The organism is Streptomyces sp. NPDC091376 (genome assembly GCF_044757085.1).
Lineage (GTDB): Bacteria > Actinomycetota > Actinomycetes > Streptomycetales > Streptomycetaceae > Streptomyces > Streptomyces pratisoli.
This window is the reverse complement of the sequence record NZ_JBIVUF010000014.1, coordinates 18,690-41,821: the sequence shown is the minus strand read 5'-3', so window position 1 is coordinate 41,821 and position 23,132 is coordinate 18,690. Positions and strand designations below refer to the sequence as shown.

The 23,132-nt window shown below is 71.7% G+C and carries 21 protein-coding genes; 7 read left to right on the top strand and 14 right to left on the bottom strand.

The window, feature by feature from the left end:
- Nucleotides 1–238 precede the first annotated feature (238 nt).
- Entirely contained in the window at nucleotides 239–1,123 is an 885-nt protein-coding gene (locus tag ACIQMR_RS27060) for a YhjD/YihY/BrkB family envelope integrity protein (RefSeq protein WP_401392365.1), read from the top strand.
- A 72-nt stretch (nucleotides 1,124–1,195) separates the two neighbouring features.
- Here the strand turns inward: ACIQMR_RS27060 and ACIQMR_RS27055 are convergent, their stop codons facing one another.
- From ACIQMR_RS27055 to ACIQMR_RS27035, 5 genes are all read right to left on the bottom strand, one after another.
- Entirely contained in the window at nucleotides 1,196–2,086 is an 891-nt protein-coding gene (locus ACIQMR_RS27055; RefSeq protein WP_401392362.1) for an ATP-binding cassette domain-containing protein, read from the bottom strand.
- Nucleotides 2,053–3,108 (bottom strand): ABC transporter permease, encoded by a 1,056-nt coding sequence (locus tag ACIQMR_RS27050; protein WP_401392359.1) that lies wholly within the window; start codon nucleotides 3,106–3,108, stop codon nucleotides 2,053–2,055. The genes ACIQMR_RS27055 and ACIQMR_RS27050 overlap by 34 nt, the downstream gene beginning before the upstream one ends.
- A complete protein-coding gene (locus ACIQMR_RS27045; RefSeq protein WP_401392783.1) occupies nucleotides 3,105–4,088 on the bottom strand; it encodes a sugar ABC transporter substrate-binding protein in 984 nt (327 codons plus the stop codon). The genes ACIQMR_RS27050 and ACIQMR_RS27045 overlap by 4 nt, the downstream gene beginning before the upstream one ends.
- A 137-nt stretch (nucleotides 4,089–4,225) precedes the next feature.
- Nucleotides 4,226–5,221, bottom strand: a complete 996-nt coding sequence (locus tag ACIQMR_RS27040; protein ID WP_401392356.1) for a sugar ABC transporter substrate-binding protein — start codon at nucleotides 5,219–5,221, stop codon at nucleotides 4,226–4,228.
- A gap of 182 nt (nucleotides 5,222–5,403) precedes the next feature.
- On the bottom strand, nucleotides 5,404–6,141 hold the full coding sequence (locus tag ACIQMR_RS27035) for a GntR family transcriptional regulator (protein ID WP_401392780.1): 738 nt from the start codon (nucleotides 6,139–6,141) through the stop codon (nucleotides 5,404–5,406).
- Nucleotides 6,142–6,278: 137 nt separating this feature from the next.
- Here ACIQMR_RS27035 and ACIQMR_RS27030 point away from each other — a divergent pair, with 137 nt between their 5' ends.
- Nucleotides 6,279–7,283, top strand: coding sequence for a Gfo/Idh/MocA family oxidoreductase (locus tag ACIQMR_RS27030; RefSeq protein ID WP_401392353.1), 1,005 nt, complete (start codon nucleotides 6,279–6,281; stop codon nucleotides 7,281–7,283).
- 110 nt (nucleotides 7,284–7,393) lie between these two features.
- On the opposite strand, the gene ACIQMR_RS27025 is transcribed toward ACIQMR_RS27030, so the two are convergent.
- From ACIQMR_RS27025 to ACIQMR_RS27015, 3 genes are read right to left on the bottom strand one after another with little or no spacing between them, the layout of a single operon-like run.
- Nucleotides 7,394–8,587 carry a cytochrome P450 gene (locus ACIQMR_RS27025; protein ID WP_401392350.1) on the bottom strand — a complete coding sequence of 398 codons (1,194 nt, stop codon included), beginning with the start codon at nucleotides 8,585–8,587 and terminating at the stop codon, nucleotides 7,394–7,396.
- A gap of 9 nt (nucleotides 8,588–8,596) precedes the next feature.
- A complete protein-coding gene (locus ACIQMR_RS27020) occupies nucleotides 8,597–9,268 on the bottom strand; it encodes a response regulator (protein ID WP_401392347.1) in 672 nt (223 codons plus the stop codon).
- On the bottom strand, nucleotides 9,265–10,494 hold the full coding sequence (locus ACIQMR_RS27015; protein ID WP_401392344.1) for a sensor histidine kinase: 1,230 nt from the start codon (nucleotides 10,492–10,494) through the stop codon (nucleotides 9,265–9,267). Before ACIQMR_RS27015 ends, ACIQMR_RS27020 begins: the two co-directional genes overlap by 4 nt.
- A gap of 146 nt (nucleotides 10,495–10,640) precedes the next feature.
- On the opposite strand from ACIQMR_RS27015, the gene ACIQMR_RS27010 reads away from it, so the two are divergent.
- Nucleotides 10,641–10,865 carry a hypothetical protein gene (locus ACIQMR_RS27010; RefSeq protein WP_401392341.1) on the top strand — a complete coding sequence of 75 codons (225 nt, stop codon included), beginning with the start codon at nucleotides 10,641–10,643 and terminating at the stop codon, nucleotides 10,863–10,865.
- A gap of 133 nt (nucleotides 10,866–10,998) precedes the next feature.
- On the opposite strand, the gene ACIQMR_RS27005 is transcribed toward ACIQMR_RS27010, so the two are convergent.
- Nucleotides 10,999–11,700: a TetR/AcrR family transcriptional regulator gene (locus tag ACIQMR_RS27005; protein WP_401392337.1), complete on the bottom strand. Its 702-nt coding sequence runs from the start codon at nucleotides 11,698–11,700 to the stop codon at nucleotides 10,999–11,001.
- Nucleotides 11,701–11,804: 104 nt separating this feature from the next.
- Here ACIQMR_RS27005 and ACIQMR_RS27000 point away from each other — a divergent pair, with 104 nt between their 5' ends.
- Complete coding sequence (locus ACIQMR_RS27000; RefSeq protein WP_401392334.1) at nucleotides 11,805–13,070, top strand: saccharopine dehydrogenase C-terminal domain-containing protein; 1,266 nt, start codon at nucleotides 11,805–11,807, stop codon at nucleotides 13,068–13,070.
- A gap of 143 nt (nucleotides 13,071–13,213) precedes the next feature.
- Here ACIQMR_RS27000 and ACIQMR_RS26995 read toward each other — a convergent pair whose 3' ends face one another.
- Both ACIQMR_RS26995 and ACIQMR_RS26990 read right to left on the bottom strand, forming a co-directional pair.
- Nucleotides 13,214–14,095: a YegS/Rv2252/BmrU family lipid kinase gene (locus ACIQMR_RS26995; protein WP_401392331.1), complete on the bottom strand. Its 882-nt coding sequence runs from the start codon at nucleotides 14,093–14,095 to the stop codon at nucleotides 13,214–13,216.
- A gap of 28 nt (nucleotides 14,096–14,123) precedes the next feature.
- Nucleotides 14,124–15,719: an FAD-binding oxidoreductase gene (locus tag ACIQMR_RS26990; RefSeq protein ID WP_401392328.1), complete on the bottom strand. Its 1,596-nt coding sequence runs from the start codon at nucleotides 15,717–15,719 to the stop codon at nucleotides 14,124–14,126.
- A 73-nt stretch (nucleotides 15,720–15,792) separates the two neighbouring features.
- Here ACIQMR_RS26990 and ACIQMR_RS26985 point away from each other — a divergent pair, with 73 nt between their 5' ends.
- Complete coding sequence (locus ACIQMR_RS26985) at nucleotides 15,793–16,392, top strand: TetR/AcrR family transcriptional regulator (RefSeq protein WP_266387027.1); 600 nt, start codon at nucleotides 15,793–15,795, stop codon at nucleotides 16,390–16,392.
- Nucleotides 16,389–18,035 (top strand): glycerol-3-phosphate dehydrogenase/oxidase, encoded by a 1,647-nt coding sequence (locus tag ACIQMR_RS26980; protein ID WP_401392325.1) that lies wholly within the window; start codon nucleotides 16,389–16,391, stop codon nucleotides 18,033–18,035. The genes ACIQMR_RS26985 and ACIQMR_RS26980 overlap by 4 nt, the downstream gene beginning before the upstream one ends.
- Before the next feature lie 76 nt (nucleotides 18,036–18,111).
- Here ACIQMR_RS26980 and ACIQMR_RS26975 read toward each other — a convergent pair whose 3' ends face one another.
- On the bottom strand, nucleotides 18,112–18,732 hold the full coding sequence (locus ACIQMR_RS26975; protein ID WP_401392324.1) for a dihydrofolate reductase family protein: 621 nt from the start codon (nucleotides 18,730–18,732) through the stop codon (nucleotides 18,112–18,114).
- A 207-nt stretch (nucleotides 18,733–18,939) separates the two neighbouring features.
- On the opposite strand from ACIQMR_RS26975, the gene ACIQMR_RS26970 reads away from it, so the two are divergent.
- The gene (locus tag ACIQMR_RS26970) at nucleotides 18,940–20,136 is read left to right on the top strand and encodes a DUF418 domain-containing protein (RefSeq protein WP_401392321.1); all 1,197 of its coding nucleotides are present in this window, start codon (nucleotides 18,940–18,942) and stop codon (nucleotides 20,134–20,136) included.
- A gap of 214 nt (nucleotides 20,137–20,350) precedes the next feature.
- Here ACIQMR_RS26970 and alc read toward each other — a convergent pair whose 3' ends face one another.
- Together alc and allB are read right to left on the bottom strand one after the other, a co-directional pair.
- A complete protein-coding gene (gene alc, locus ACIQMR_RS26965) occupies nucleotides 20,351–21,472 on the bottom strand; it encodes an allantoicase (RefSeq protein ID WP_401392319.1) in 1,122 nt (373 codons plus the stop codon).
- Nucleotides 21,473–21,476: 4 nt separating this feature from the next.
- Nucleotides 21,477–22,817: an allantoinase AllB gene (gene allB, locus ACIQMR_RS26960; protein WP_401392777.1), complete on the bottom strand. Its 1,341-nt coding sequence runs from the start codon at nucleotides 22,815–22,817 to the stop codon at nucleotides 21,477–21,479.
- Nucleotides 22,818–23,132 lie beyond the last annotated feature (315 nt).

Sequence of the window (23,132 nt, the reverse complement as noted above, 5' to 3'; positions counted from 1 at the left end):
CCGGGCCGGCGCACCGGCTGCCCGCACCGCGTGCCGGTGCCCGGCCCGCTCACCGTCCATCGTCACCCCGGGTGACGGACTCACGCAAACAGAGCACAGCGGCCCCGCTGCGGGACGCCTGTGACGGCCGCTGCGACGCCTGGTGCAACGCCTGGTGTGACGTGTGATGTGGCACCTGGTCCGAGATGCCGCCGGGCACCCGGTCCCGCACCCTGGGACGCAGGGAAGGAGCAACGCCATGACCACGGGGCGCCGCGCTTCCTTCCTTCGCCCGTCGTGGTGGACGGCTCAGTTCGAGGCGAAGGGGGAGTCCCTGCGGGCGCTGGTCGCGCGCACGGAGACCCGCTTCCCCGTCGTCACGCATCTGACGGCCCGAATGATCTCGGTGAACATCCTGGACTCCGCGACCCGGCTGGCCGCGCAGTGTTTCCTCACCGCCGTCCCACTGCTGTTCGTCGTCGCCTCCTTCGCCCCGCAGGCGGTGCGCGACCAGCTGGTCAGCTCCGTGACCGCGGTGTTCGGGCTGTCAGGCGACTCCCGGGCGCAGCTGGAACAGATCTACAAGTCCAAGGACAGCAATCTGCGGGAGGCCACCGGTCTGGCCGGCGCCGTGATCGTGCTGCTGTCCGCCACCGCCTGCAGCCGGGCGATGCAGCGGCTTTGCAAGCGGGCCTGGCAGATCCCGCGGTCGGGCACGAGAATCGCCGCCTGGCGCTGGCTGGTCTGGATCGCGGTGTGGCTCGGCGTCCTGATCGTGCAGGGGCCCGTGCGCGACGGTTTCGGTGTCGGGCTGTGGGTGGCCGTTCCGGTCACGCTGCTGTCCCAGACGCTGCTGTGGTGGTGGAGCCAGCATCTGCTGCTCGGCGGTCTCATCGGCTGGCGCCCGCTGCTGCCCGGCGCGGTGCTGACCGGCTTCGCCGTCACGGTGCTGTCGATCGGAAGCCGGTACTACATGCCCGCCGCCATCAACCGGAACCTCGCCGAGTACGGCTCCTTCGGCTCGGTCTTCACCATGCTGTCCTGGCTGATCGTGCTCTGCGCCGCGATCGCGATCGGTGTCACGGCGGGGGCCGTACTGGCCCACGAACCCTGGGTCGCCCGCCGCCTCGGCTCGGTCCGCTGACCGTGCCCGGACCGCCGTGCGCACGTCGGTCGGTACGCGCCTGGTCCGTGCACACGTCGGTCCGTACCGGTGTCAGCCGTGGCCCAGGTCGTGTCCTCCGACGTGACGCGGGACGGGGGCGCGCTCCAGCTCATGGCGGAGGTCCTCGAGCTCGCTGCCGCCGGCCATCTGGCGGGTGAGCTCGTCCAGGGTGATCTCCGACTTGCGGTGGCTGCCGGCCATGGCGCCGCGCTTGAGCAGCACGAACCGGTCTCCGACGAGATAGGCGTGGTGCGGGTTGTGCGTGATCAGTACGACGCCGAGTCCGGCGTCGCGTGCGGCCGCCACGTACTTCAGTACGACGCCTGACTGCTTGACGCCGAGCGCCGCCGTCGGCTCGTCCAGGACCAGCACCCGGGCACCGAAGTAGACGGCTCGGGCGATGGCCACGCACTGCCGCTCGCCGCCGGACAGGGTGCCGATGGGCTGATCGACGTCGCGCAGGTCGATGCCCATGCGCAGCAGTTCGGCGCGGGTGGTCTCGCGCATCATCCTGACGTCGAGGCGTTTGAAGGGGCCTCTGCCCTTCGTCGGCTCGGAGCCGAGGAAGAAGTTCCGCCAGACGGGCATGAGCGGGACGACGGCGAGGTCCTGGTAGACGGTGGCGATGCCCCGGTCGAGGGCCTCGCGGGGCGAGGCCAGCACCGTCTCCTCGCCCTCGATCGAGAGGGTGCCCGTATCGTGCTGGTGCAGCCCCGCGATGATCTTGATGAGGGTGGACTTCCCGGCGCCGTTGTCGCCGAGGACGCAGGTGATGCCTCCCGCGTGGACTTCGAGCGACACCCCTTCGAGCGCGCGGATGTTGCCGTAGTACTTGCTGACGTCGTCGAGCTCCACGAGGGCCGTGGCCGTCTTGTGGGGTGTGGTCACCGTGTCCTTGGGGGGTGTTGTCACCGTGTCGCCTCCGCGCGCTTGCGGACCCATGCGTTCAGCAGGGTGGCCAGGAGGAGCATCGCTCCGAGGAAGAACTTGAACCAGTCCGGGTTCCACTCCGCGTACACGATGCCCTTGCTGGTCATGCCGAAGATGAAGGCACCGACCGCGGAGCCGATCGCCGAGCCGTAGCCACCGGTGATCAGACAGCCGCCGATGACGGCCGCGATGATGTAGATCAGCTCGTTGCCGACGCCTTCGCCCGACTGGACGACGTCGAACGAGAACAACAGATGCTGGCCGGAGATCCAGGCGCAGAACGCCACGCCCATGTACAGGACGATCTTGGTCCTGGCCACCGGCACGCCGACGGCGCGCGCCGCGCCGTCGGCGCCGCCGGCCGCGAAGATCCAGTTGCCGAAGCGGGTGCGCAGCAGGATCCAGGTGGCGACGGCGACCAGGGCGATCCACCACAGGATGGTCGTCTTGATGTCGACGCCGCCGACGGTGAAGGTGGCGAACACCTTCTTGGCCGAGGAGAAGCCCTCCATGTCGGCGATGGTCTTCGTCGACACGGTGCCGCTGATCAGCTTGGTGAAGCCGAGGTTCATGCCGGTCAGCATCAGGAACGTGCCGAGCGTGATGATGAAGCTCGGTAGCTTCGTCCGGACCAGCATGATGCCGTTGAAGGCGCCGATGGCGAGTGTGACCAGCAGCGAGACGAGGGCGCCGACCCAGACGTTCGCCGTCATCTGGTAGCTGAACATCGAGGAGACCAGCGCGGAGCTGGTCACCAGCACTCCGGCCGAGAGGTCGAACTCGCCGCCGATCATCAGCAGGGCGACGGGAACGGCCATGATGCCGATGGTCGACGCCGCGTACAGCACGGTGCTGAGGCTGGAGGTGCGCAGGAAGCTGTCGGCCACGAGGGAGAAGAAGACGAAGACGGCGGCCGCGCCGACGACCGAACCCAGTTCGGGACGGCCGAGCAGCTTCTTCAGCGGTGAGGTGCGCAGCAGCCGCTCGTCGATGGGGCCCGCCTTGTCGTGCGCGGGTGGTGCGGTCGCGGTCATCGGGTTCCCCGCTCCGTGTAGTCCTGCAGTTCGGCGGCGTCCTGTTCGGTGATGATCTGCGGTCCGGTGAGCACGGGCCGTCCGCCGCCGAGCACGTCGGCGTTGTAGCGGTGGAGCCACAGCAGGTCCACGGCCTCGTAGCCCTGGAGGTAGGGCTGCTGGTCGACGGCGAAGCCGAGCTTTCCCGCCCCGAGTGCGGCGGCGACCTTGGCGTTGAGGTCGAAGGTGTCGATCTCGGCCTTGCTCCCCGCGGTCTGCTTGGCCTGGACCGCGGCGTCCGCGAAGGGGGCGCCCAGGGTGACGACGGCGTCGATGGACGGGTCGGTCTGGAGTTTGGCCTCGATCGACGCCTGGACGTCGGGCATGTTGGTGCCGTCGACGTAGAGGTTCTGCAGGTTCCCCGCGAAGGTCTTCTTCGTGCCGGCGCAGCGCTGCTCGTGGCCCACGTTGCCCTGCTCGTGCAGGACGCAGAGGGCCTTCTTCTTCCCCCGCTTGTCGAGCTCGTCGCCGACGGCCTCACCGGCGACGGTCTCGTCCTGGCCGATGTGGCTGAGCGCGCCGAACGCCTTGGACTCGGCGGAGCCGGAGTTCACGGTGATCACCGGGATGCCGGCGCGGGTGGCCTTGGCGACGACGTCCTTCATCGCGTCCGGCTTGGCGAGCGTGACGATCAGCCCGTCGACGTCCTGGTCGATGTACGTCTGGACCAGCTGGGCCTGCTGCTGGGCCTCGTCGCTGTGGGCGTACAGGAACTTGATGTTGTCCTTGACCGCGGCCTGCTTCGCGCCCTTCTGGACGATGTCCCAGAAGGTGTCGCCGTCCCCGGAGTGGGTCACCATGGCGAAGGTCCAGCGGGGCGTGCTGACCGCGGCGCGGCCCTGGGCCTCGGCTGCCTTCCGCGCGTCCTCCGCGCGCTTGCCGCCGGTGGCGCTGCATCCCGCGAGGGATGCTCCGAGCACCGCCGCCAGCACCGCGCCGATCGCACGCACCCCTGTCCGAACCTTTGCCACGACGCCGTGCCCCTCTTGCTGTGCCTGGTGTACTCCGGGGTAAGTATCCCTGAGCACCCTCGCGGGGGTGGCGGGCGGGTGTGACATGGCACAGGTCACGGTGTACCTCACCGGGTGCCGTCGGCCGTGAGCTTCTCCAGCGCGGGGACGTCCTTCTCCGTCACCAGGGCCGGTCCCGTGAGCACCGGCTTGCCGCCGCCGATGACGTTGCCGTTGGTCTTGTTGAGCCACAGTTCGTCGATGGCGAGATAGCCCTGGAGGTAGGGCTGCTGGTCGACGGCGAAGCCGACCTCCTTGGCCTTGAGCCGCTTGACGACCTCGGCGTTGAGGTCGAAGGTGTCGATCTCCGCGCTGCTCCCCGCGGTCTTCCTGGCCTGGACGGAGGCGGCGGCGAACGGCGCGCCGAGGGTGACGACGGCGTCGATGTCCTTGCCGCTCTGCAGCTTCGCCTCGATGGAGGAGGTGGTGGCGGGCATGTTGGTGCCGTCGACGTTGAGGTTCTCCACGGTGCCCTTGAAGGTCTTCTTCACTCCCGCGCAGCGGTCCTCCAGCGAGACGTTGCCCTGCTCGTGGATGACGCAGACCGCCTTCTTCCTGCCCCGCGCGTTGAGCTCCTCGCCGACCGCCTCACCGGCGACGGACTCGTCCTGGCCGATGTGGCTGAGCGCGCCGACCTCCTGCGAGAACTGCCCGCCGGAGTTGATGGTGACGACGGGTATGCCCGCCGCGACGGCCTTCTTGACGACGTCCTTGACCGCCTCCGGTTTGGCGAGGGTGACGACGATGCCGTCCACGTCCTGGTCGATGTACGTCTGGACCAGCTGGGCCTGTTCCTTGCCCTCCTTGTTCGCGGCGTACAGGAACTCCACGTTGTCCTTCGCCGCCGCGTCCTTGGCGCCGCGCTGGACGATGTCCCAGAAGGTGTCGCCCTCTCCGGAGTGGGTCACCATGGCGATCTTCAGCCGCTCGGTCGTGGCGGGCTTGCCGCCGCCCTTGCCGCCGTCGGGCTTCTCCTCGGCGCCCTTTCCGCCGGAGCCGCTGCATCCGGCCACGGCGAGTGCGAGTGCGGCGAGCAGGACTGCTGCCGTGCGGGGTGTGCGCATGGTGGGGTCCGCCTTCTCTCCCGGCCGCCCGATTGCGGCTGGGTGAGTTTTTACGTCGGTGGCGCGAGCCCGTCAATACTTTGTCCGAACATTCTTACGCGGACATCGAGCGGCGGTGCGAGTCGCGGGTGCGAGTCGCGGGTGTCTTCCGGTTCGGTGCGCCAGGATCCGGAAGGCTCCGCTCACGGACGTACGAGCAGCTGGAACTCGAAGGCGTACCGCGAGGCGCGGTAGATGTGCGAGCCGAACTCGACCGCCCGTCCGGTGTCGTCGAACGTGGTGCGCTGCATCGTGAGCAGCGGCGCGCCGGTCTCCTCGCCGAGCAGTGCGGCCTCGTCACCGGTGGCGGCTCGGGCACCGACCGACTGCCGGGCGCTGTGCAAGGTGATTCCCGCGGCACGCATCATCCGGTAGAGCCCGGTGGACTCCAGCTGCCCGGTGTCCAGTGGCAGCAGTCCGGCGGGCAGATGGTTGCACAGATGGGCCATCGGCTCGCCGTGTGCGGACCGCAGCCGCTCTACGAGGTGGACGTCGCTGCCCTCGGCCACCCCGAGGGCGGCGGCGACCTCGGCGGTCGCGGGTTCGACGGTGTTGCGCAGAACCAGGGTCGCGGGGCGCTGGCCCGCCGCCTCCAGGTCGTCGTAGAGGCTGCTCAGCTCCAGCGGGCGCTTGACCTGGCTGTGCACGACCTGGGTGCCGACACCTCGGCGACGCACCAGCAGGCCCTTGTCGACGAGCGACTGGATGGCCTGGCGGACGGTGGGGCGGGACAGCCCGAGCCTGCCCGCCAGCTCGATCTCGTTGCCGAGGAGGCTGCCGGGCGTGAGCGTGCCGTGCTCGATGGCCGCCTCCAGCTGCTGGGACAGCTGGAAGTACAGCGGGACCGGGCTGGTGCGGTCCACGCTGAGCTGAAGCGGCACCGTGGCGTGCGTGGTGTCTCTGGGCTGCTTGGGCACGCTGCGAGAGTAGTCGCAGGGTCTGTTGACCGGAAGTTGTGTCGTTCGATTGTCAGGACAAATGCTTGACACGGCCCCGCGGCGGACTCCACCTTTGGGCCATGCGCATCGGACTCATCGGAACCGGACGTATCGGCGCCTTCCACGCGGGCGTCCTCAGTCGTCACCGCGAGGTGGGAGCCCTGGTGGTCGCGGACACCGACGCCCGGAGGGCGCGCGAGGTCGCCGACCGCATCGACGCCACCGCGGCGCCTTCCGTCGACGAGGTCTTCACCTGGGGCGTCGACGCCGTCGTGATCGCCTCCGCGACCGCCGCACACGCCGATCTGATCGGCCGGGCCGCGCGCGCCGGGCTGCCCGCCTTCTGCGAGAAGCCGATCGCGCTGGACCTGCCGGGGACGCTGGGCGCGCTGCGCGAGGTGGACGAGGCGGGCACCGTGCTGCAGCTGGGCTTCATGCGGCGCTTCGACGCCGGGTACGGCACGGCCCGTGAGCTGGTGCGTTCGGGGCGGCTCGGTCGGCTGCACACGGTGCGGGCCATCACCTCCGACCCGGCGCCGCCGCCCGCCGCGTATCTGCCGCTGTCGGGCGGGCTCTACCGCGACTGCCTGGTCCATGACTTCGACATCCTGCGCTGGATCACGGGCCGGGAGATCGTCGAGGTGTACGCCACCGGTTCCGACGCAGGGCCGGCGATGTTCCGGGAGGCGGGCGACGTCGACACGGCGGCGGCGGTGCTGACGCTGGACGACGGAACGCTGGCTTCCGCGACGGCGACGCGCTGCAACGGCGCCGGCTACGACGTCCGTATGGAACTGTGCGGAGAGTCGGACACCGTGGCCGTCGGCCTCGACGACCGTACGCCGATCACGTCCACCGAACCGCAGGGCCCGCCGCCCGCCGACAAGCCGTGGCCGGGCTTCCTGGAGCGGTTCGCCCCCGCCTACGAGGCCGAACTGGACGCCTTCATCCAGGTCGCGAGCGGTGAACTGGACAACCCGTGCGACGGCCGCGAGGCGCTGCAGGCGCTGCGCGTCGCGGAAGCCTGTGAGCTGTCCCGGCGGGAGCGGCGGCCCGTGCGGCTCGAGGAGATCCCGGGCCTCTGAGGCTGTCACACATCACCGGCGGCCTGTCGTACGGCGGCTGTCGCACGGCGACCGCCACCGATGACATGTCATCTGCCGCTTGTCACAGGTGACATGTCACCGGCCGGCTTTCACCAGCTGACGGTCAGTCGGCGCACGCCGCGCATCAGCATGCCCGGGAGCCAGTCGAGCGGGCCCTGCGAGGGGTCGGCGGCGAGGCCGGGGCAGCGTTCCAGGAGCGTACGGATCGCGATCCGGGCTTCCAGCCGCGCGAGAGGTGCGCCCAGGCAGTAGTGGATGCCGTGCCCGAAGGCCAGATGCCCCTGGCTCCTCGCGCCGCTCGCCGTGCGGCGGATGTCGAAGCGGTCGGGTCCGGGGAAGCGGGCCGGGTCGCGGTCGGCGGCCGCGAGCCCGACGAGGACGGGCTCCCCCGCGGGGACGACCGTGTCCCCGTAGCGAACCGGTTCGCGGGTGAACCGCATGGTGGCGGTCTCGACCGGCCCTTCGTACCGCAGCATCTCCTCGACCGCCCCGTCCATCAGCCCGAAGTCGGCTCGCAGCGCGGCCAGTTGGTCCGGGTGCCGGAGCAGAGCCCGTACCCCGTTGGAGATCAGGTTGACGGTGGTCTCGTGCCCGGCGATGAGCAGCAGATAGGCCATGGCGCGCAGTTCTGCCGCGGAGAGCCGGTCGCCGTCCTCGGCCCGTGTCCGCAGCAGGTCGGAGAGCAGGTCACCGGCGGGGCGGGTGCAGCGTTTGTCCTCGATGAGTTCGTCGAGGTACTCCGCGAGTTCCTCGACGGCGGTGCGTTCGCTCTGCGCACCGGTGGGCGCGACGATCTCGGTGGACCAGGCGCGGAAGCGGTCGCGGTCGGCGGCCGGTACTCCGAGGAGTTCGCAGATCACGGTGATGGGCAGGGGGAAGGCGAGTGCGTCGACGAGGTCGGCCCGCCCGGCCGGGAGCATGGTGTCGATCAGTTCGTCCGTGATCCGCTGGACGCGCGGGCGCAGTTCCTCGACGCGGCGCACGGTGAACTCCCGGGCGACGAGCTTGCGCAGCCGGGTGTGGTCCGGCGGGTCGAGGACCAGCAGATACGGTCCGATGATCTGCTCGTCCAGCATCTTCAGGCCCAGTACGCCGGGTGACTTGGACAACCGCTGGTCGGTGAGCGCCTCCCTCGCCTCCTCGTGGCCGACGATCAGCCACACCCGGTCGCCGGAGGGGATGATCACCTCGTGGACGGGCCCCGCCTCGCGCAGTTCGGCGTAGTACGGATACGGGTCGGCGGTGAACTCCGGCCCGTACTCCCCCAGATCGATGACGGCCATCGCGCGAGTCTACGAGGCCGCCCCCTCGTCCAGCATCCCCGCGTCATGGACCAGCAGCGCGATCTGGACCCGGTTGTTGAGGCCGAGTTTGGCGAGGATGCGGGACACATGGGTCTTCACGGTCGGCACGCTCATGTAGAGGCTCGCGGCGATCTCGGCGTTGGAGTGGCCACGGCCGACCGCGACGGCGACCTCGCGTTCCCGTTCGGCGAGGGTGCCGAGCCGGGCACGGGCGCGGCCGGGCCGGTCGTCGGGGGCGGAGCCCGCGACATGCGTCATGAGCTGGCGGGTGACGGCGGGCGAGAGCACCGGTTCGCCGGTCGCCACCCGCCGTACCGCGGCGACGATCTCGGTGGGCGGCGTGTCCTTGAGGACGAAGCCCGCGGCGCCGGCCCGCAGCGCGCGCAGCACCTGCTCGTCGGCGTGGAAGGTGGTGAGGACGACGACCTCGGGTGCGTCGGGGCGGGCCCGGAGCCGTTCGGTGGCGGTGAGCCCGTCCACGCGCGGCATCCGGATGTCCATGAGGACGACATCGGGCCGCAGCCGTTCGGTGAGGTCGGTGGCTTCGTCGCCGTCGGCGCCCTCCCCCACGATCTCGATGTCCTCCGCCCCGCCGAGCATGAAGGTGAGTCCTGCGCGCACGAGGGGGTCGTCGTCGACGATGAGCAGCCGGATGGTCATGAGGGCCACGGTAGCCACGATCGTACGGCGAACCCGCCGTCGTCCGTCTTTCCGTGCTCCAGGCTGCCGCCGGCGAGGGTGGCGCGTTCGGTCAGTCCGATGAGCCCCTGGCCGGAGCCGGGGACTTCGGTGACGGGGCCGTCGGGAGCGGGGTTGCGGACCGCGACGGTGAGCCCCTGGCCGGGGCCGCCGTGGACACTGACGGTGACCTCGGCCCCGGGGGCGTGCTTGCGGGCGTTGGTGAGGCCTTCCTGGGTGATGCGGTAGACGGTGCGGCCGGTGGCGGCGGGGACCGCGGCTGGCGCGGCGATCGCGTTGTCGAAGGTGACCCGCATACCGGCAAGGCGGGACTCGGCGACGAGCGCGTCGAGGGTGGCGAGGGTCGGCTGCGGACGGTCGTTCTCGTCCCCGTCGCCCGGGGCGCGCAGGACACCGATGATCTCGCGGAGGTCCTGAAGCGCCTCGTGGGCGCTGTCGCGGATCACGCCGGCGGCACGGGCGATCTCGGCCGGGGGCGCGCCGGGCCGGAACTCCAGTGCACCGGCGTGGACGCTGAGGAGGGTGAGCCGGTGGGCGAGTACGTCGTGCATCTCGCGGGCGATGGCCTCGCGGGCGAGGCGCTGGGCCTGCTCGGCGCGCAGGCCGGCCTCGGCCTCGGCCCGGTGGGCGCGTTCTCGCAGGGCGACGACGAGCTGCCGGCGGGAGCGTACGAGCATGGCCCAGCCGATGGCCGTCAGGACCAGCAGGACGCCCGCGATGATGTTGGCGGTGACGGAGGTCGTGGGATCGGGCCGGACGAAGGGCGTCGCGACGCTCGCGGCCAGGGCGAGCGCGCCGAGGACGGCGACCGGCCGGAAGGGCCGGTGCACGGCGAGGCTGAACAGGCTCACGAGCATCGCCCCGCCCGCGACGGGCACCACCAGCGAGACCGCGATCAGGGTGGCGGCGAGCCCGACGGGCCAGCGTCGTCGCAGCCAGACCGCGCAGCAGGCCAGCGCGCCGATGAGCTGGTCGGCGATGACGACGGCTCCCGCGTTGTCGGCCTCGCGGCTCGCCTCCGCGGCGAGCAGGCCGATGCCGGCGGCGAACAGGAACGCGACGGTGTCCACGATCCAGTCGCGCACGGTCCGCCGCGGCCGCTCCCTGCCACGGTCGCCCGGGAGCTCCTGGTTGAGCGGGTCGGCGATCGCCGAGGGCAGCAGCCAGGGGTATTCCGTACGCGTCATATCGACAAATCTACGCAGGTGGAGAGCGGCCGCGGACTCCCTCACGGAAGGAAGAGACCAAAGTCGCGCGACTTCAGACTGTCGGCGACGACAGCGGATACCGACGGCGGACGCACCACGTGGCGCGGGCGGGCGACGATCGTGGCATGCGGAAGATTCTCGAGTTCATCGGTGCTGCGCTGATCATCGTCGGCGTCTGCGGGGTGCTGCGGGAGCTGACCGGCGGCTGGTTCGCGCTCATGGGCTTCACCCGCTGGCTCATCGAACCGGTCGGCTTCCTGGACGGCAAGGAGCTGTACGCGCACATCGTGCTCGCCGTGCTCGGCTTCGCGTTCCTGACGGCCGCGGGCCGCAGCGCAAGCCGGCGGTGATGTGCACCGCGGACCGGCGGTGTTGCGCGCACCGCGGACCGACGCTGATGCGCGCACCGCGGACCGGCGGTGGTGCGCGTACCCCGGACCGGCGGTGGTGCGCGCCGCCGCAGGCCTCCGCGGGTGAGTCGCGTCATCGCTCCGTGAGTTGCGACGCTGCGCTGGCGATGAGCATGTCGAGTGCCGCCGGGTAGGCGCTGGTGTTCATCTCCGCGACCAGATAGGGCGCCGCGGGCGCGATGTGCGGGTGCGTGTCGGCCGGCAGGCGGGCGTAAGTCGCCTGCCAGACGGCCTCGTCGGCCAGCCGGGCCTCCTCGGGCAGGGCCAGGGCGGCGGCGTCCAGCGCGGCGAAGGCCAGGGTCTGGTCGATGAAGCAGTGGTAGATCCGCACGGCGGCGGGGACCGGGAAGCCCGCCCGGTGCAGCACACCGAGGATGGTCTCGTCCGAGGCGATCTCATGGGCTCGCCCGGAGACGCGGCTCGCCGTCAGCACCGCCGCCTGCGGATGCGCCAGATAGGCGGCGTGGATGCGCAGGCCCAGCTCCCGCAGGTCCGTGCGCCAGTCGTCCGTCGCCGACCAGCCCCGCAGCGCCCTGCCGATCAGCTCGTCACCGACGGCGAGGATCAGCTCGTCCATACCGCGGAAGTAGCGGTAGAGCGTGCTCGGGTCGGCCCCGAGCGCCGTCCCGAGCCGGCGCGCGGTCAGTCCCTCCCCGCCGTGCTCGCGCAGCATCCGCAGCGCCGTCTCGACGATCAGCTGCTCCGAAAGGACCACGCCCGTCCGGGTCGGACGGCGGCGTCGCCGCTCGGAATCCGCAACCACCTTCTTCGGCACTGGCCTGCCCCTCCTCTTATGCCAACGCCATTGACGCTACCAGTCGGCGGTGAGTTTCATCGGGGCCCCGGGACAGTCCCCGGGGAAGAGGGAAGGACCTGGTCATGCGCATCTTGCTGGTCGGCGCGGGTGGAGTGGGGACAGCCATCACCCGGATCGCCGCTCGCCGTGATTTCTTCGAACGGATGGTCGTCGCCGACTACGACGAGGCACGGGCCGGAGCCGCCGTGGCCGCCCTCGGGGCCTCCGGCTCAGGGTCCGGCTCCGGTTCCGGTTCCGGCGATCCGGCGTCGTCCCGGTTCGCCGCGGCCCGTATCGACGCCTCGGACGAGGCGTCGGTCACGGAGCTGCTGGAACGCGAGCGCTGCGACGTCCTGCTCAACGCGACGGATCCCCGCTTCGTCATGCCGTTGTTCCGCGCTTCGCTCGCCGCCGGCGCGCACTACGTCGACATGGCCATGTCCTTGTCACGACCGCACCCGGAGCGGCCGTACGAGGAGTGCGGGGTCAAGCTCGGCGACGAGCAGTTCGCCCTGGCCGACCGCTGGTCGCAGTCGGGCCGGCTGGCCCTCGTGGGCATGGGCGTGGAGCCGGGCCTCTCCGATGTCTTCGCCCGTCACGCCGCCGACGAACTCTTCGACTCCATCGAGGAGGTCGGCATCCGCGACGGCGCCGACCTCACGGTGGAGGGCTACGACTTCGCGCCCTCGTTCAGCATCTGGACGACGATCGAGGAGTGTCTCAATCCGCCGGTGGTGTTCGAGACCGGCCGCGGCTGGTTCACCACGCCGCCGTTCAGCGAGCCCGAGGTGTTCGACTTCCCCGAGGGGATCGGGCCCGTCGAGTGCGTGAACGTCGAGCACGAGGAGGTGCTGCTGGTCCCCCGCTGGGTCGACGCGGACCGCGTCACGTTCAAGTACGGGCTCGGCGCGGACTTCATCAACACGCTGCGGGTGCTGCACCAGCTGGGCCTGGACCGGACCGAGCCGGTCACGGTGAAGAGCTCCGACGGAACGCGGGTCCGGGTCTCGCCGCGCGACGTCGTCGCCGCCTGTCTGCCCGACCCGGCCACGCTCGGCGACCGGATGCGCGGCAAGACCTGCGCGGGCACCTGGGTCAAGGGCAGCAAGGACGGCCGGCCGCGCGAGGTGTACCTGTACCACGTCGTGGACAACGAGTGGTCCATGAAGGAGTACGGCAGCCAGGCCGTGGTGTGGCAGACGGCCGTGAACCCGGTCGTCGCGCTGGAACTCCTCGCGACCGGGGCGTGGTCGGGGACGGGCATCCTGGGGCCCGAGGCCTTCGAGGCGCGCCCCTTCCTGGATCTGCTGGAGCGGTACGGCTCCCCGTGGGGCATGCGCGAGCAGTGAGCGGGGTCGTGTGCTGGCCCCGATGGGGGCCGGGGCCAGTACACGTGTCGGGCGGTCCGCGGTCGCGCGGTCGGCAGGCGCGCGGTCAGGCGGTCCGCGGTCGGGGGCCCGCAGTCGGGCGGTCCGCGCGCGCGGTCGGGCGATCAGGCGAGGACGTTCAGCGCTCCCGGCTGCACCCTGACCGTCACCGGCAGTGTCGCGTCGACCTCGCCGTCCGCCCCGTACGGGATGGCGCGGTCGGCCTCGATGCGGATCTCCTTGCCCCGGAGGATCTCGACCTCGGGGCGCTCGATGTGGGCGCCGGTCTTCAGCTCGTTCATCATCGCGAAGAACAGGCGCCGGGGAGCGTGGCGGATGATGACGACATCCAGCATGCCGTCGTCGAGGCGCGCGCCGGGGGCGATGTTGCGGCCGAAGCCGTAGTAGCCGGAGTTGGCCGCGACCACGGTGTAGCCGCGCCGCTCATGGCGTACGCCGTCCACGGTGATGGTGTACGCCGCGGGCCGCCAGGTCGCGACGGCCCGCAGGCCGCCCGCGTAGTACGAGGCCGCGCCGCGCAGCACCTTCGAGGTGTTGGCGTGCCGGTTGGCCACCGCGTCGACCCCGGCGTACACGCTGCCGAGAACGGACACCCCCGCGTGGACGGCCGATTCGACCTGGATGGTGTCGACCGACCGGGGCGAGCCGTTCAGCAGCAGCTCGGCCAGAGCCGGCGCGTCGGTGGGCAGCCCCAGCGCACGGGCGAAGTCGTTGCCGCGCCCGGCGGGGACGAGACCGAGGACGGCATCGGTGCCGCTGAGGGCCCCGCCGACGCCACCGGCTATCCCGTCGCCGCCGACGGCGAGCACGACGTGGCCCTGCTCGCCGGCCTGCCGCGCCAGTTCCTGGGCGTGTTCCAGGCTGCGGCTGTACTGGGTGTCGAGCTGCGCCCCGGCCTCCCGGAGGAGGCGGGCCAGCGGAAGCAGGGCCGCCGTACCGCTGGAGCCGCCCGCGGTGGGGTTGACGACGGCGGTGAACTGTCGCATGAATGCGCCTCCGGAAGGCAGGGGCCGGTCAGCGGACGGGGATGAGCACGCCGGGGTTGAGGATCCCGGCGGGGTCGAGTTCGGCCTTGACGGCCTGCAGGACACGGACGCCGACCGGGCCGATCTCCTGGGTGAACCAGTCGCGGTGGTCGGTTCCGACGCCGTGATGATGGCTGATCGTGCCGCCGGCCGCCAGGATCGCGTCGTTGGCGGCCCGCTTCGCCGGGGCCCAGTGGGCGACGGGGTCCTCGCCCTGTGCGGAGACGACGGTGAAGTAGAGCGAGGCACCGTTCTCGTACACATGGGATATGTGACACATCACCAGTGGCGGTGTACCCGCGTCGGTCAGCGTGGTGGTGAGCGCCTGGCGGACGGCGTCGTAGAGCGCGGGCAGGGCGGACCAGAAGGCGGCGGTCTCCAGGGTTTCGGCGAAGGCGCCGGCGTCGAGGAGTGCGTCGCGCAGGTACGGGGCGTTGTAGCGGCCGTGGGCCCAGCGCTCGCCCGGCTCCTCGCCCGCGAACTCGCCGCCGCAGGCCAGCAGCACCTCGCGGGCGCGGGCGCGGCGGTCGGCGGTGTCCTCGGGCGTGCCCTCGTATCCGGCGACGGCCATGCAGCCGGCCGGCTGAGGGGCGTCGGCGCTGCCGATCCGGTCGGGCTGGGCGAGGCCGACGAAGGTCTCGGTCTCGTCGGAGAGCCGGAGCACGGTCGGCCGGGGCCCGTCCTGGGCGAGCTTGCGCAGTGCCGCGGCGCCCGCCTCGAAGGAGGGGAAGCGCCAGCCCTCGTAGATCCGGGTCTGCGGAAGGGGCCGGATCCGCACGGTCACCGAGGTGATCACACCGAGGGCGCCCTCGGAGCCGAGGACCAGCTGGCGCAGGTCGGGGCCGGCCGCGGAGCGGGGCGCGCGGCCGAGGTCCAGGGTGCCTTCGGGGGTGGCGAGGGTCAGGCCGAGCACCATCTCGTCGAAGCGGCCGTAGCCGGCCGAGGCCTGGCCGCTGGAGCGGGCGGCGGCGAATCCGCCGATGGAGGCCCACTCGAAGGACTGCGGGAAGTGGCCGAGCGTGAAGCCCTGTTCGTTGAGGAGTGCCTCGGCGTGGGGGGCGCGCAGTCCGGGCTGGAAGGTGGCGGTGCGGGAGACCTCGTCGAGGGAGAGCATGCTGTCGAGGCGGCGCAGGTCGAGGGCGACGAAGCCGCGCTTGCCCTCGGGGGCCAGGCCTCCGACGACGGAGGTGCCGCCGCCGAACGGCACAGCGGACAAGCCGTGCTCGACGCAGACCCGCAGGACGGCCAGGACCTCGTCGTGACTGCCGGGCAGGACGACGGCGGCGGGGATGTCGTCCACTTCGCCGGCGCGGATCCGCAGCAGGTCCGGGGTGGACTTGCCGCGGGTGTGCCGGATCCGGGTCTCCGCGTCGGTGCGCACGTGGACGCGGTCGCCGACGCAGCCGGTGAGGGCCTGGCGGGCCGCGTCGCTCAGCGCGGTCTCGGGCACGGCGATGTCGCCGAGCCCGGCGGTGCCGCTCTCGCGGGGGGTGACGCCGAGCAGATCGCGCAGCAGGCCGATCACCGAGTCGGGCAGCGGGGCCGCCTTGGCCGGGTCGCCCCAGCCGCTCCACAACATGTCCACTTCGTCTGTCCTTCACCGTCGGTTTCGCGGGGCGTGGTGCCACGCGGCCTGCACTGCCATTACACTGTGACAGATGACGCCCATTCGTCACAACCATGCGGACGGAGATGCCGTGCTCGACGCGGCACGTGACTGCGTCCTGGCCGTCGGCGTACGCCGGACCACCCTCACCGACGTGGCCCGGCGCGCCGGTGTGTCACGCATGACGTTGTACCGACGCTGGCCGGACGTACGGACCCTGGTCGGCGACCTGATGACCCGCGAGTGGATCGCGCTCGCCGTCGGCGCCATGCCCGCCACCGAAGCCGGAACACCCACCCGGGCCCGGCTGGTCGAGGGCCTGGTGGCCGGAGTCACGGCCTTCCGCGCCCATCCGCTCTTCCACAAGATCATCGATGTCGACCCCGAGCTGCTCCTGCCGTACGTGCTCGACCGCCGCGGCGCCAGCCAGGACGCCCTCCTCGGACTGATCACCGGCGCCCTCGCGGAGGGCCATGCCGACGGATCCGTCCGGCAGCTGCACCCCGACCTGCAGGCGCGTGCACTCCTGCTGGTCGTGCAGTCCTTCGCGATGTCACTGCGCACGATGACCGACCCGGCCGACCCCGAGCTCACCGACGCGGCCTTCCTCGAAGAGCTGCGGACCCTCCTGGAGAGGACCCTCACGCCATGAGCACCCCGAGCGCCGCCTCCTCGCCCGCCTCGCCTTCCGCACCCTCGTCGTCTTCCCCGGCCCTCTCGCTCTCCTCGCTACCCGCGCCCTCCTGGCCCTCTTCCCGTTCCTCGCTGAACGCGGCGCGCCGGGCGCGGGAGCTGGCCGGACTCGCCGACGGCACGGAGGTCGACGTCCTCGTCGTCGGCCTCGGCGCGACCGGCGCCGGAGCCGCCCTCGACGCCGCCTCGCGCGGGCTGTCCGTCGCCGCGATCGACGCGCACGACCTCGCGTTCGGCACCTCCCGCTGGAGCTCCAAGCTCATCCACGGCGGGCTGCGCTACCTCGCCAGCGCGCAGCTGGACGTCGCCCACGAGAGCGCCGTCGAACGGGGCATCCTCATGGAGCGCACCGCCCCGCACCTGGTGCGCGCCCAGCCCTTCGTGCTGCCCCTCACCCCGCTGGTGTCCCGCGCCCAGGCCGCGCTGGCCTGGGCGGGCTTCAGGGCCGGCGACCTGCTGCGGGCCTCCGCGCGCACGTCCCGGGCCACGCTGCCCGCCCCGCGCACCCTGTCCGCGGTCGAGACGCGGCACATGGCACCCTCGCTGCGGCCGACCGGGCTGCGCGGCGGACTGCTGTCCTGGGACGGCCAGCTCGCCGACGACGCCAGGCTGGTGACCGCCGTCGCCCGCACCGCCGCCGCGCACGGCGCCCGAGTCCTCACCCGGGTCCGTGCCCTCACCGTCGACGGCTCGGGCGCCACGGTCCGCGACGAACTGACCGGCGAGGAACTCCGGATCCGGGCGCGTGCGGTCGTCAACGCCACCGGCGTCTGGGCCGGCGGACTCGTCGGCGACATCCGGCTGCGGCCGTCCCGCGGCACACACCTCGTCCTGCGTTCTGAGGCCCTCGGCGGTCTCTCGGCCGGGATGCACATCCCGATCCCCGGCGAGTCCAACCGGTTCGTCCTGGTCCTGCCGCAGGGCGACGGCCGGGTGTACGTGGGCCTGACCGACGAACCGGTCGAGGGCGGAGTCCCCGACGTACCGGAGGTGCCCGAGACGGACATCGGCTTCCTCCTCGACGTCCTCGGCTCCGCGCTCGACGTGTCCGTGGGACGCGACGACGTGGTGGGTGCCTTCGCCGGGCTGCGTCCGCTGCTGGACACCTCCGGCTCCGGAGAGCCGGGCCGTACGGCCGACATCTCCCGCAAGCACGCGGTGCTGACGTCACCCGACGGTGTCGTCACGGTCGTCGGCGGAAAGCTCACCACCTACCGGCGGATGGCCCAGGACGCGGTCGACGCCGCCGTCACCGCGCGCGGCCTGGCCGCCGAGCGGTGCCGGACGGCCTCCCTGCCGCTGGTGGGCGCCGCCGCGCCGAGCACCCTGGCCGCGCTCGACGCGCCGCGGCGCCTGGTCCGCCGCTACGGGGCCGAGGCCCCGGCCGTCCACGCGCTCGGCCTCGCGGACCCTGCGCTCGCCCGGCCCGTCGTGCCCGGCCACCCGGTCACCGGAGCCGAACTCCTGTGGGCCGTACGCCATGAGGGAGCGCTCGACGAGTCCGATGTCCTCGACCGGCGAACCCGCATCGGCCTGGTCCCGCACGACCGCGAGGCCGCGCACACCGCGGCGCGCGAGGCGCTGGCCCGCGTCACCTCCTGACCCGGCGGTTCCTCCCGACGCGGCGCTCCTCGAGACCGGCCTGCTTCCGGCGCCGGGCCCGGCCCGGGGGCCGTCCTCACTCGGCGAGCTCGAACGCGCCGTACTCGGGACGGCCGGCGGTCCGGTACGTGTGGATCGCCACGCCCGTGCTCGTGGTCGAGGAGGCGGCGAGCTCGAAGCGCGTGGGCGGGGCGCCGTCGGCGAACAGCCGCATGCCCGCGCCGAGTACGACGGGGAAGACCAGCAGGTGGAACTCGTCGACGAGGTCGTGGGCCATCAGGGAACGGGCGAGGGCGCCGCTGCCGTGGATCTGCAGCTCGCCCTCGGTCCGCTGCTTGAGCCGGGCGACCTCCTCGGCGACGTTGCCGGAGACGATCGTCGAGTTGTTCCACTCGGCCTTCTCCAGGGTCGTGGAAACCACGTACTTGGGGAGGGAGTTGAGGCGGGAGGCGATCGGGTCGTTCTCGTCGGTCACCTTCGGCCACGCGCCGGCGAAGATCTCGTACGTACGGCGGCCGAGGAGGAAGCCCCCGACGCGGTCGAACACGCCGGTCATGAAGGCGCCGAAGTCGTCGTCCGCGTAGGGGTAGCTCCAGCCGCCGTGCGTGAAGCCGCCGCGGGTGTCCTCGTTCGGGCCGCCGGGTGCCTGGTAGACGCCGTCCAGGGTGATGAACTGGGTCAGGGTGAGCTGTGCCATGTCACATACCTTTCCTCGCTGCTCACATACTCCGACTCCTGAGGCGCCCGGAACTCATCGCGCTGCCCGATCACCGCGATGAGTGCGGACACCCGACGCGGTGCCGCGACGTCGTAGCCTGCGCCGTCGCCTCTACATCCTTCGGCGTAGCGCGCGTTCGTCATCGGCCATGACGAATCCCCCTGGAACGGCACGGACGATGAGGACATGACCAAGACTGTGCCCGCCCCGGCCGAGACATCGGGCGCGTCGGGCGGCCGGATGACCCTGCTCGACGTACTGCGCGGGACCGCCATCCTCGGCACGCTGATGACGAACGTATGGGTCTTCACCGCGCCCGGCGCGGAGTGGGGGATCCTCGAAGGCGCCGGGGGCGTGACGGGCTTCGGATCCGTCTCCGACGGCGCCGAGACCCTGTTCCGCCTCGTCGCGGACGGCAAGTTCCTGTCGATGCTGACGATCCTCTTCGGCGTCGGCCTCGCGATCCAGTTCGACTCCGCCGCTCGGCGCGGGCAACCCTGGCCGGGCCGGTACCGGGGCCGGGCCCTCTTCCTCCTCGCCGAGGGCACCGTCCATTTCGTCCTCGTCTTCGCGTGGGACGTCCTCATGGGCTACGCGGTCACGGCCCTGCTCGTCGCCTGGCTGCTGTCCCGCTCCGAGCGGGCTCGCCGACGCGCGATGTGGTGGGCGGGCGGCCTGCACCTGCTGCTGATGGGCGGGCTGACGGCGGCCCTGGTCGCGCTCGGGGACGAGGGCGTCACGGGAGGCGGCGGGGACGAGGGCGTCTCCCGTGAGGTCGTCGATCTGTACGCGCACGGCGGCTACGCGGACCAGGTCGCCTTCCGCCTGGAGAACGCCGTCGCCCTGCGGCTCGAGCCGGTGCTGTCGTTCGGCCTTCTGGTCTTCCTCTTCCTGCTCGGTGTACGGCTGTACCGGGCAGGGGCGTTCGGCCCCGACGCGGCCGGCCGGCGCATCCGAGCCCGGATGCTCGTCTGGGGCCTGGGACTGGGCGTACCGCTCACCGCGGTGTCGGCCCTCGCCGTGCCGGACGGCTTCCTCCTCAGCCGCTACTGCGCCGCCCCCTTGGTGGCTGTCGGCTACATCGGCCTGCTCGGCGCCGTCGTGGACCGGATCCGCCGCGGGGGCCGGCTCCTGAGCGGGGTCACCTCGGTGGGGCGGACGGCCCTGTCGGCCTACGTCCTGCAGAACGTCCTGTGCGTGCTCGTCTCGTACGGCATCGGCCTCGGCCTCGCGGACCGGTTCGGCGAGTCGGGCCGGCCCTGGTGGGTGATGGGCCTGTGGGCGGTGGTGTGCATCGTGCTGATGACGGGCTCCACGCTGTGGCTGCGGCGGTTCTCCAAGGGCCCGCTGGAATCCGTGCAGAGCTGGGCCCTGCGGCGCTGAACGCGCGCCACCGTCGCGGCGGGCGGGACGCACGCGTCACGGCAGCCGGGACGCACCGGCGCTGCCGGATCCGGTGCACCCCGCAGCGCACTCCGCCCCACGGGGCAGGCGTCCGCCCCGCAGGGCGAGTGTCCGCCCCACGGGGCAGGTGTCGTGCCCGCCGGATCCGCAAGGGCGGCTCGGGCACCGGTTCCCCGCGGTCCGGTGCCGCAGGTCAGCCGCCCAGTTCCCGGTGGCGGGCGGCCAGGTGGGCCGCGCCCTGGTCCGTGAGGGAGCCGAACAGCCGCAGGCGGGAGAAGCCGCCGTCCGGGAAGATGTCGATGCGTACGTGGGTGCCGAACGCAGGGGCGTCCAGCACGAAGCGGTGGTTGGTGTCGGGCTGGAGGCGGGTCCTGGGCACGAACTCGGTCCAGTCGCCGTCCTCGCCGCTGTCGCCGTCCTTGATGGACAGGGAGGCCCAGCCTGCCGAGTTCCCCTTCATACAGGCGGTGTCGATCTCGACGGCGCGGATCTCGGACTGGGCGACCAGCTGGTAGCGGATCCAGTCGTTGCCACGGTCACGGCGGCGCGCGGTCTCCCAGCCGTCGTCCATCTTGCGGGAGCGGCCGGGGTTGATGGTGTTGGCGGGCGGTGAGTAGAAGCGGTTGGACGCGTCCTGGACCGAGCCGCCGTTCTCCAGGGCCACGACGTCGAACGTGCCGAGCGTCGCGAGCCACTTGGGGTCCGGGACGACCTCGCCGTACACGCGCAGCCGGGCGATGCCGCCGTCGGGGTGCTGGTCGACGCGAAGGTGGGTGAAGCGCTGTTCGGTGGTGACCTCGAAGCCGTTGGCGGCGTGGCCGCCGACGGGGGTGCGCGGGACGAGGGTCGTCCACTTCACGCCGTCGGAGAGCAGTTCCTGCGGCGTGGGCGCGCCTTCCACCGAGGTGCCCTCGACGGAGACGGCCTGGGGCATGTTGCCGCGGAAGTGGGCGGTGTCGACGACGATGCCACGGATCACCCCGGGCGCGCCGAGGCGTACGAGGGCCCAGTCGTGGTCCTCGGCCGTCGGCCACGGCTGCTCGGCCGAGACGCCGCGGCGGCGCCGGGTCTCCCAGCCGTCCATGATCTTGCCCTTGTGGCCGAAGTGCTCGGGGTCGAACTCGGCGGGTTCGGGGAGCAGCAGGTTCTCGCGCTGGGCGAAGAACTCGTCGTTCGCGGCGATCACACCCGCGCCGAGCCGGCGGTCGGCGAGGTTGGCACAGTCGGCGAACGGGAAGTCCGCGGTGCGGTGGTCGGCGTACGGGTCGCCGCCCGCGTACGGGTTCGCGTTGCCGGTGAAGGACGGTATCGCCACGGTGTCAGTTGTTCCTTTCGAGCAGCCGGCCGGTCGGCTCGGCGAGGGTGCCGTTCTCCACGATCCGCGTGCCGCGCAGCCATGTCGACTTCACGACGCCGTGCAGGGTCTTTCCGGCGTAGGCCGTGACCTGGTTGCGGTGGTGGAGTTCGGCCGGGTCGACGGTGAAGGTCTCTTCGGGGGCGAGGACGGCGAAGTCGGCGTCGCGGCCGGCCTCGATGGCTCCCTTCTGCCGCAGCCCGGCCAGTTCGGCCGGGGCCGCCGACATCCAGCGGGCGATGTCCTCCAGGGTGCGGCCGCGCCTGCGGGCCTCGGTCCAGATGGCCGGCAGGCCCAGCTGGAGCGAGGAGATCCCGCCCCAGGCGGAGGCGAAGTCGGGGGTCTTGAGGTCGCTGGTGCAGGGCGAGTGGTCGGAGACGATGCAGTCGATCGTTCCGTCGGCCAGGCCCTGCCAGAGGGCGTCCTGGTTCGCCGCCTCGCGGATCGGCGGGCAGCACTTGAACTCGGTGGCCCCGTCGGGGACTTCCTCGGCGGTGAGGGTGAGGAAGTGCGGGCAGGACTCCGCGGTGATCCGCACGCCTTCCGCTCTGGCGGCGGCGATCAGCGGGAGCGCGTCGGCCGAGGACAGATGCAGGACGTGGACGCGGGCGTTCAGTCGCCTGGCCTGGGCGATGAGGTTGGCGATCGCGGTGTTCTCGGCGTCGCGGGGGCGGGAGGCGAGGAAGTCGGCGTACTTCGGGCCCTTGCGCTGCGGGGCGGCGGCCAGGTGGTGCGGGTCCTCGGCGTGCACGATCAGCAGTGCGCCGAAGCCGGCGATCTCGGCCAGGGAGCGGGCGAGCTGCTCCTGGTCGAGCTCGGGGAACTCGTCGACGCCGGACGGGGAGAGGAAGCATTTGAAGCCGAAGACGCCGGCGTCGTGGAGCGGACGCAGGTCCTTGACGTTGTCCGGGATCGCGCCGCCCCAGAAGCCGGTGTCCACGTGGGCCTTGGGCCGGGCCACGTCCTGTTTGACGCGCAGGTTGCCGACGGTGGTCGTGGGCGGGAGGGAGTTCAGCGGCATGTCCAGGAGCGTGGTGATGCCGCCGGCGGCCGCGGCGCGGGTGGCGGTCCAGAAGCCTTCCCACTCGGTGCGGCCGGGGTCGTTCACATGGACGTGGGTGTCGACGAGGCCGGGGAGGACGGCGTCGTCGCCGACGTCCTCGAGGCGGGCGCCGGCCGGCACCTCGGTGTCGTACGGGAGCACCGCGGCGATCCTTCCGGCGGCCACGGCGATCGTCGCGGGGCGTGTGCCGTCGGGGGTCACGACGCGTGTCGAGCGCAGCACCAGGTTCACGTTGCCGCTCACGTCGCTGCTCACGTCCTCGTTCACGTCGTTCACGTCCGTGTTCACGTCCGTGCTCACCTCCCTATCGGACACCCTGCCCCTCACTTCCGTACCTCGGCACTTCCGCACAGCGAAATTCAACGAACTGTTGAAGGAGTCTTCACTCCCGGCACCGGCCCGTCAAGACTTCCCCGGTCACTCCGGCGACCCGCCGACCCTCACTTAGAGGTTTCCACACAGTGGAATGGGAATTTCGAGTAGCAAAACGTAGCTATGCACAGCGCGAAAGTCGCGCGACCATCGGAGGTGGCCGCCGGGACCCGGACAAACGCGCCC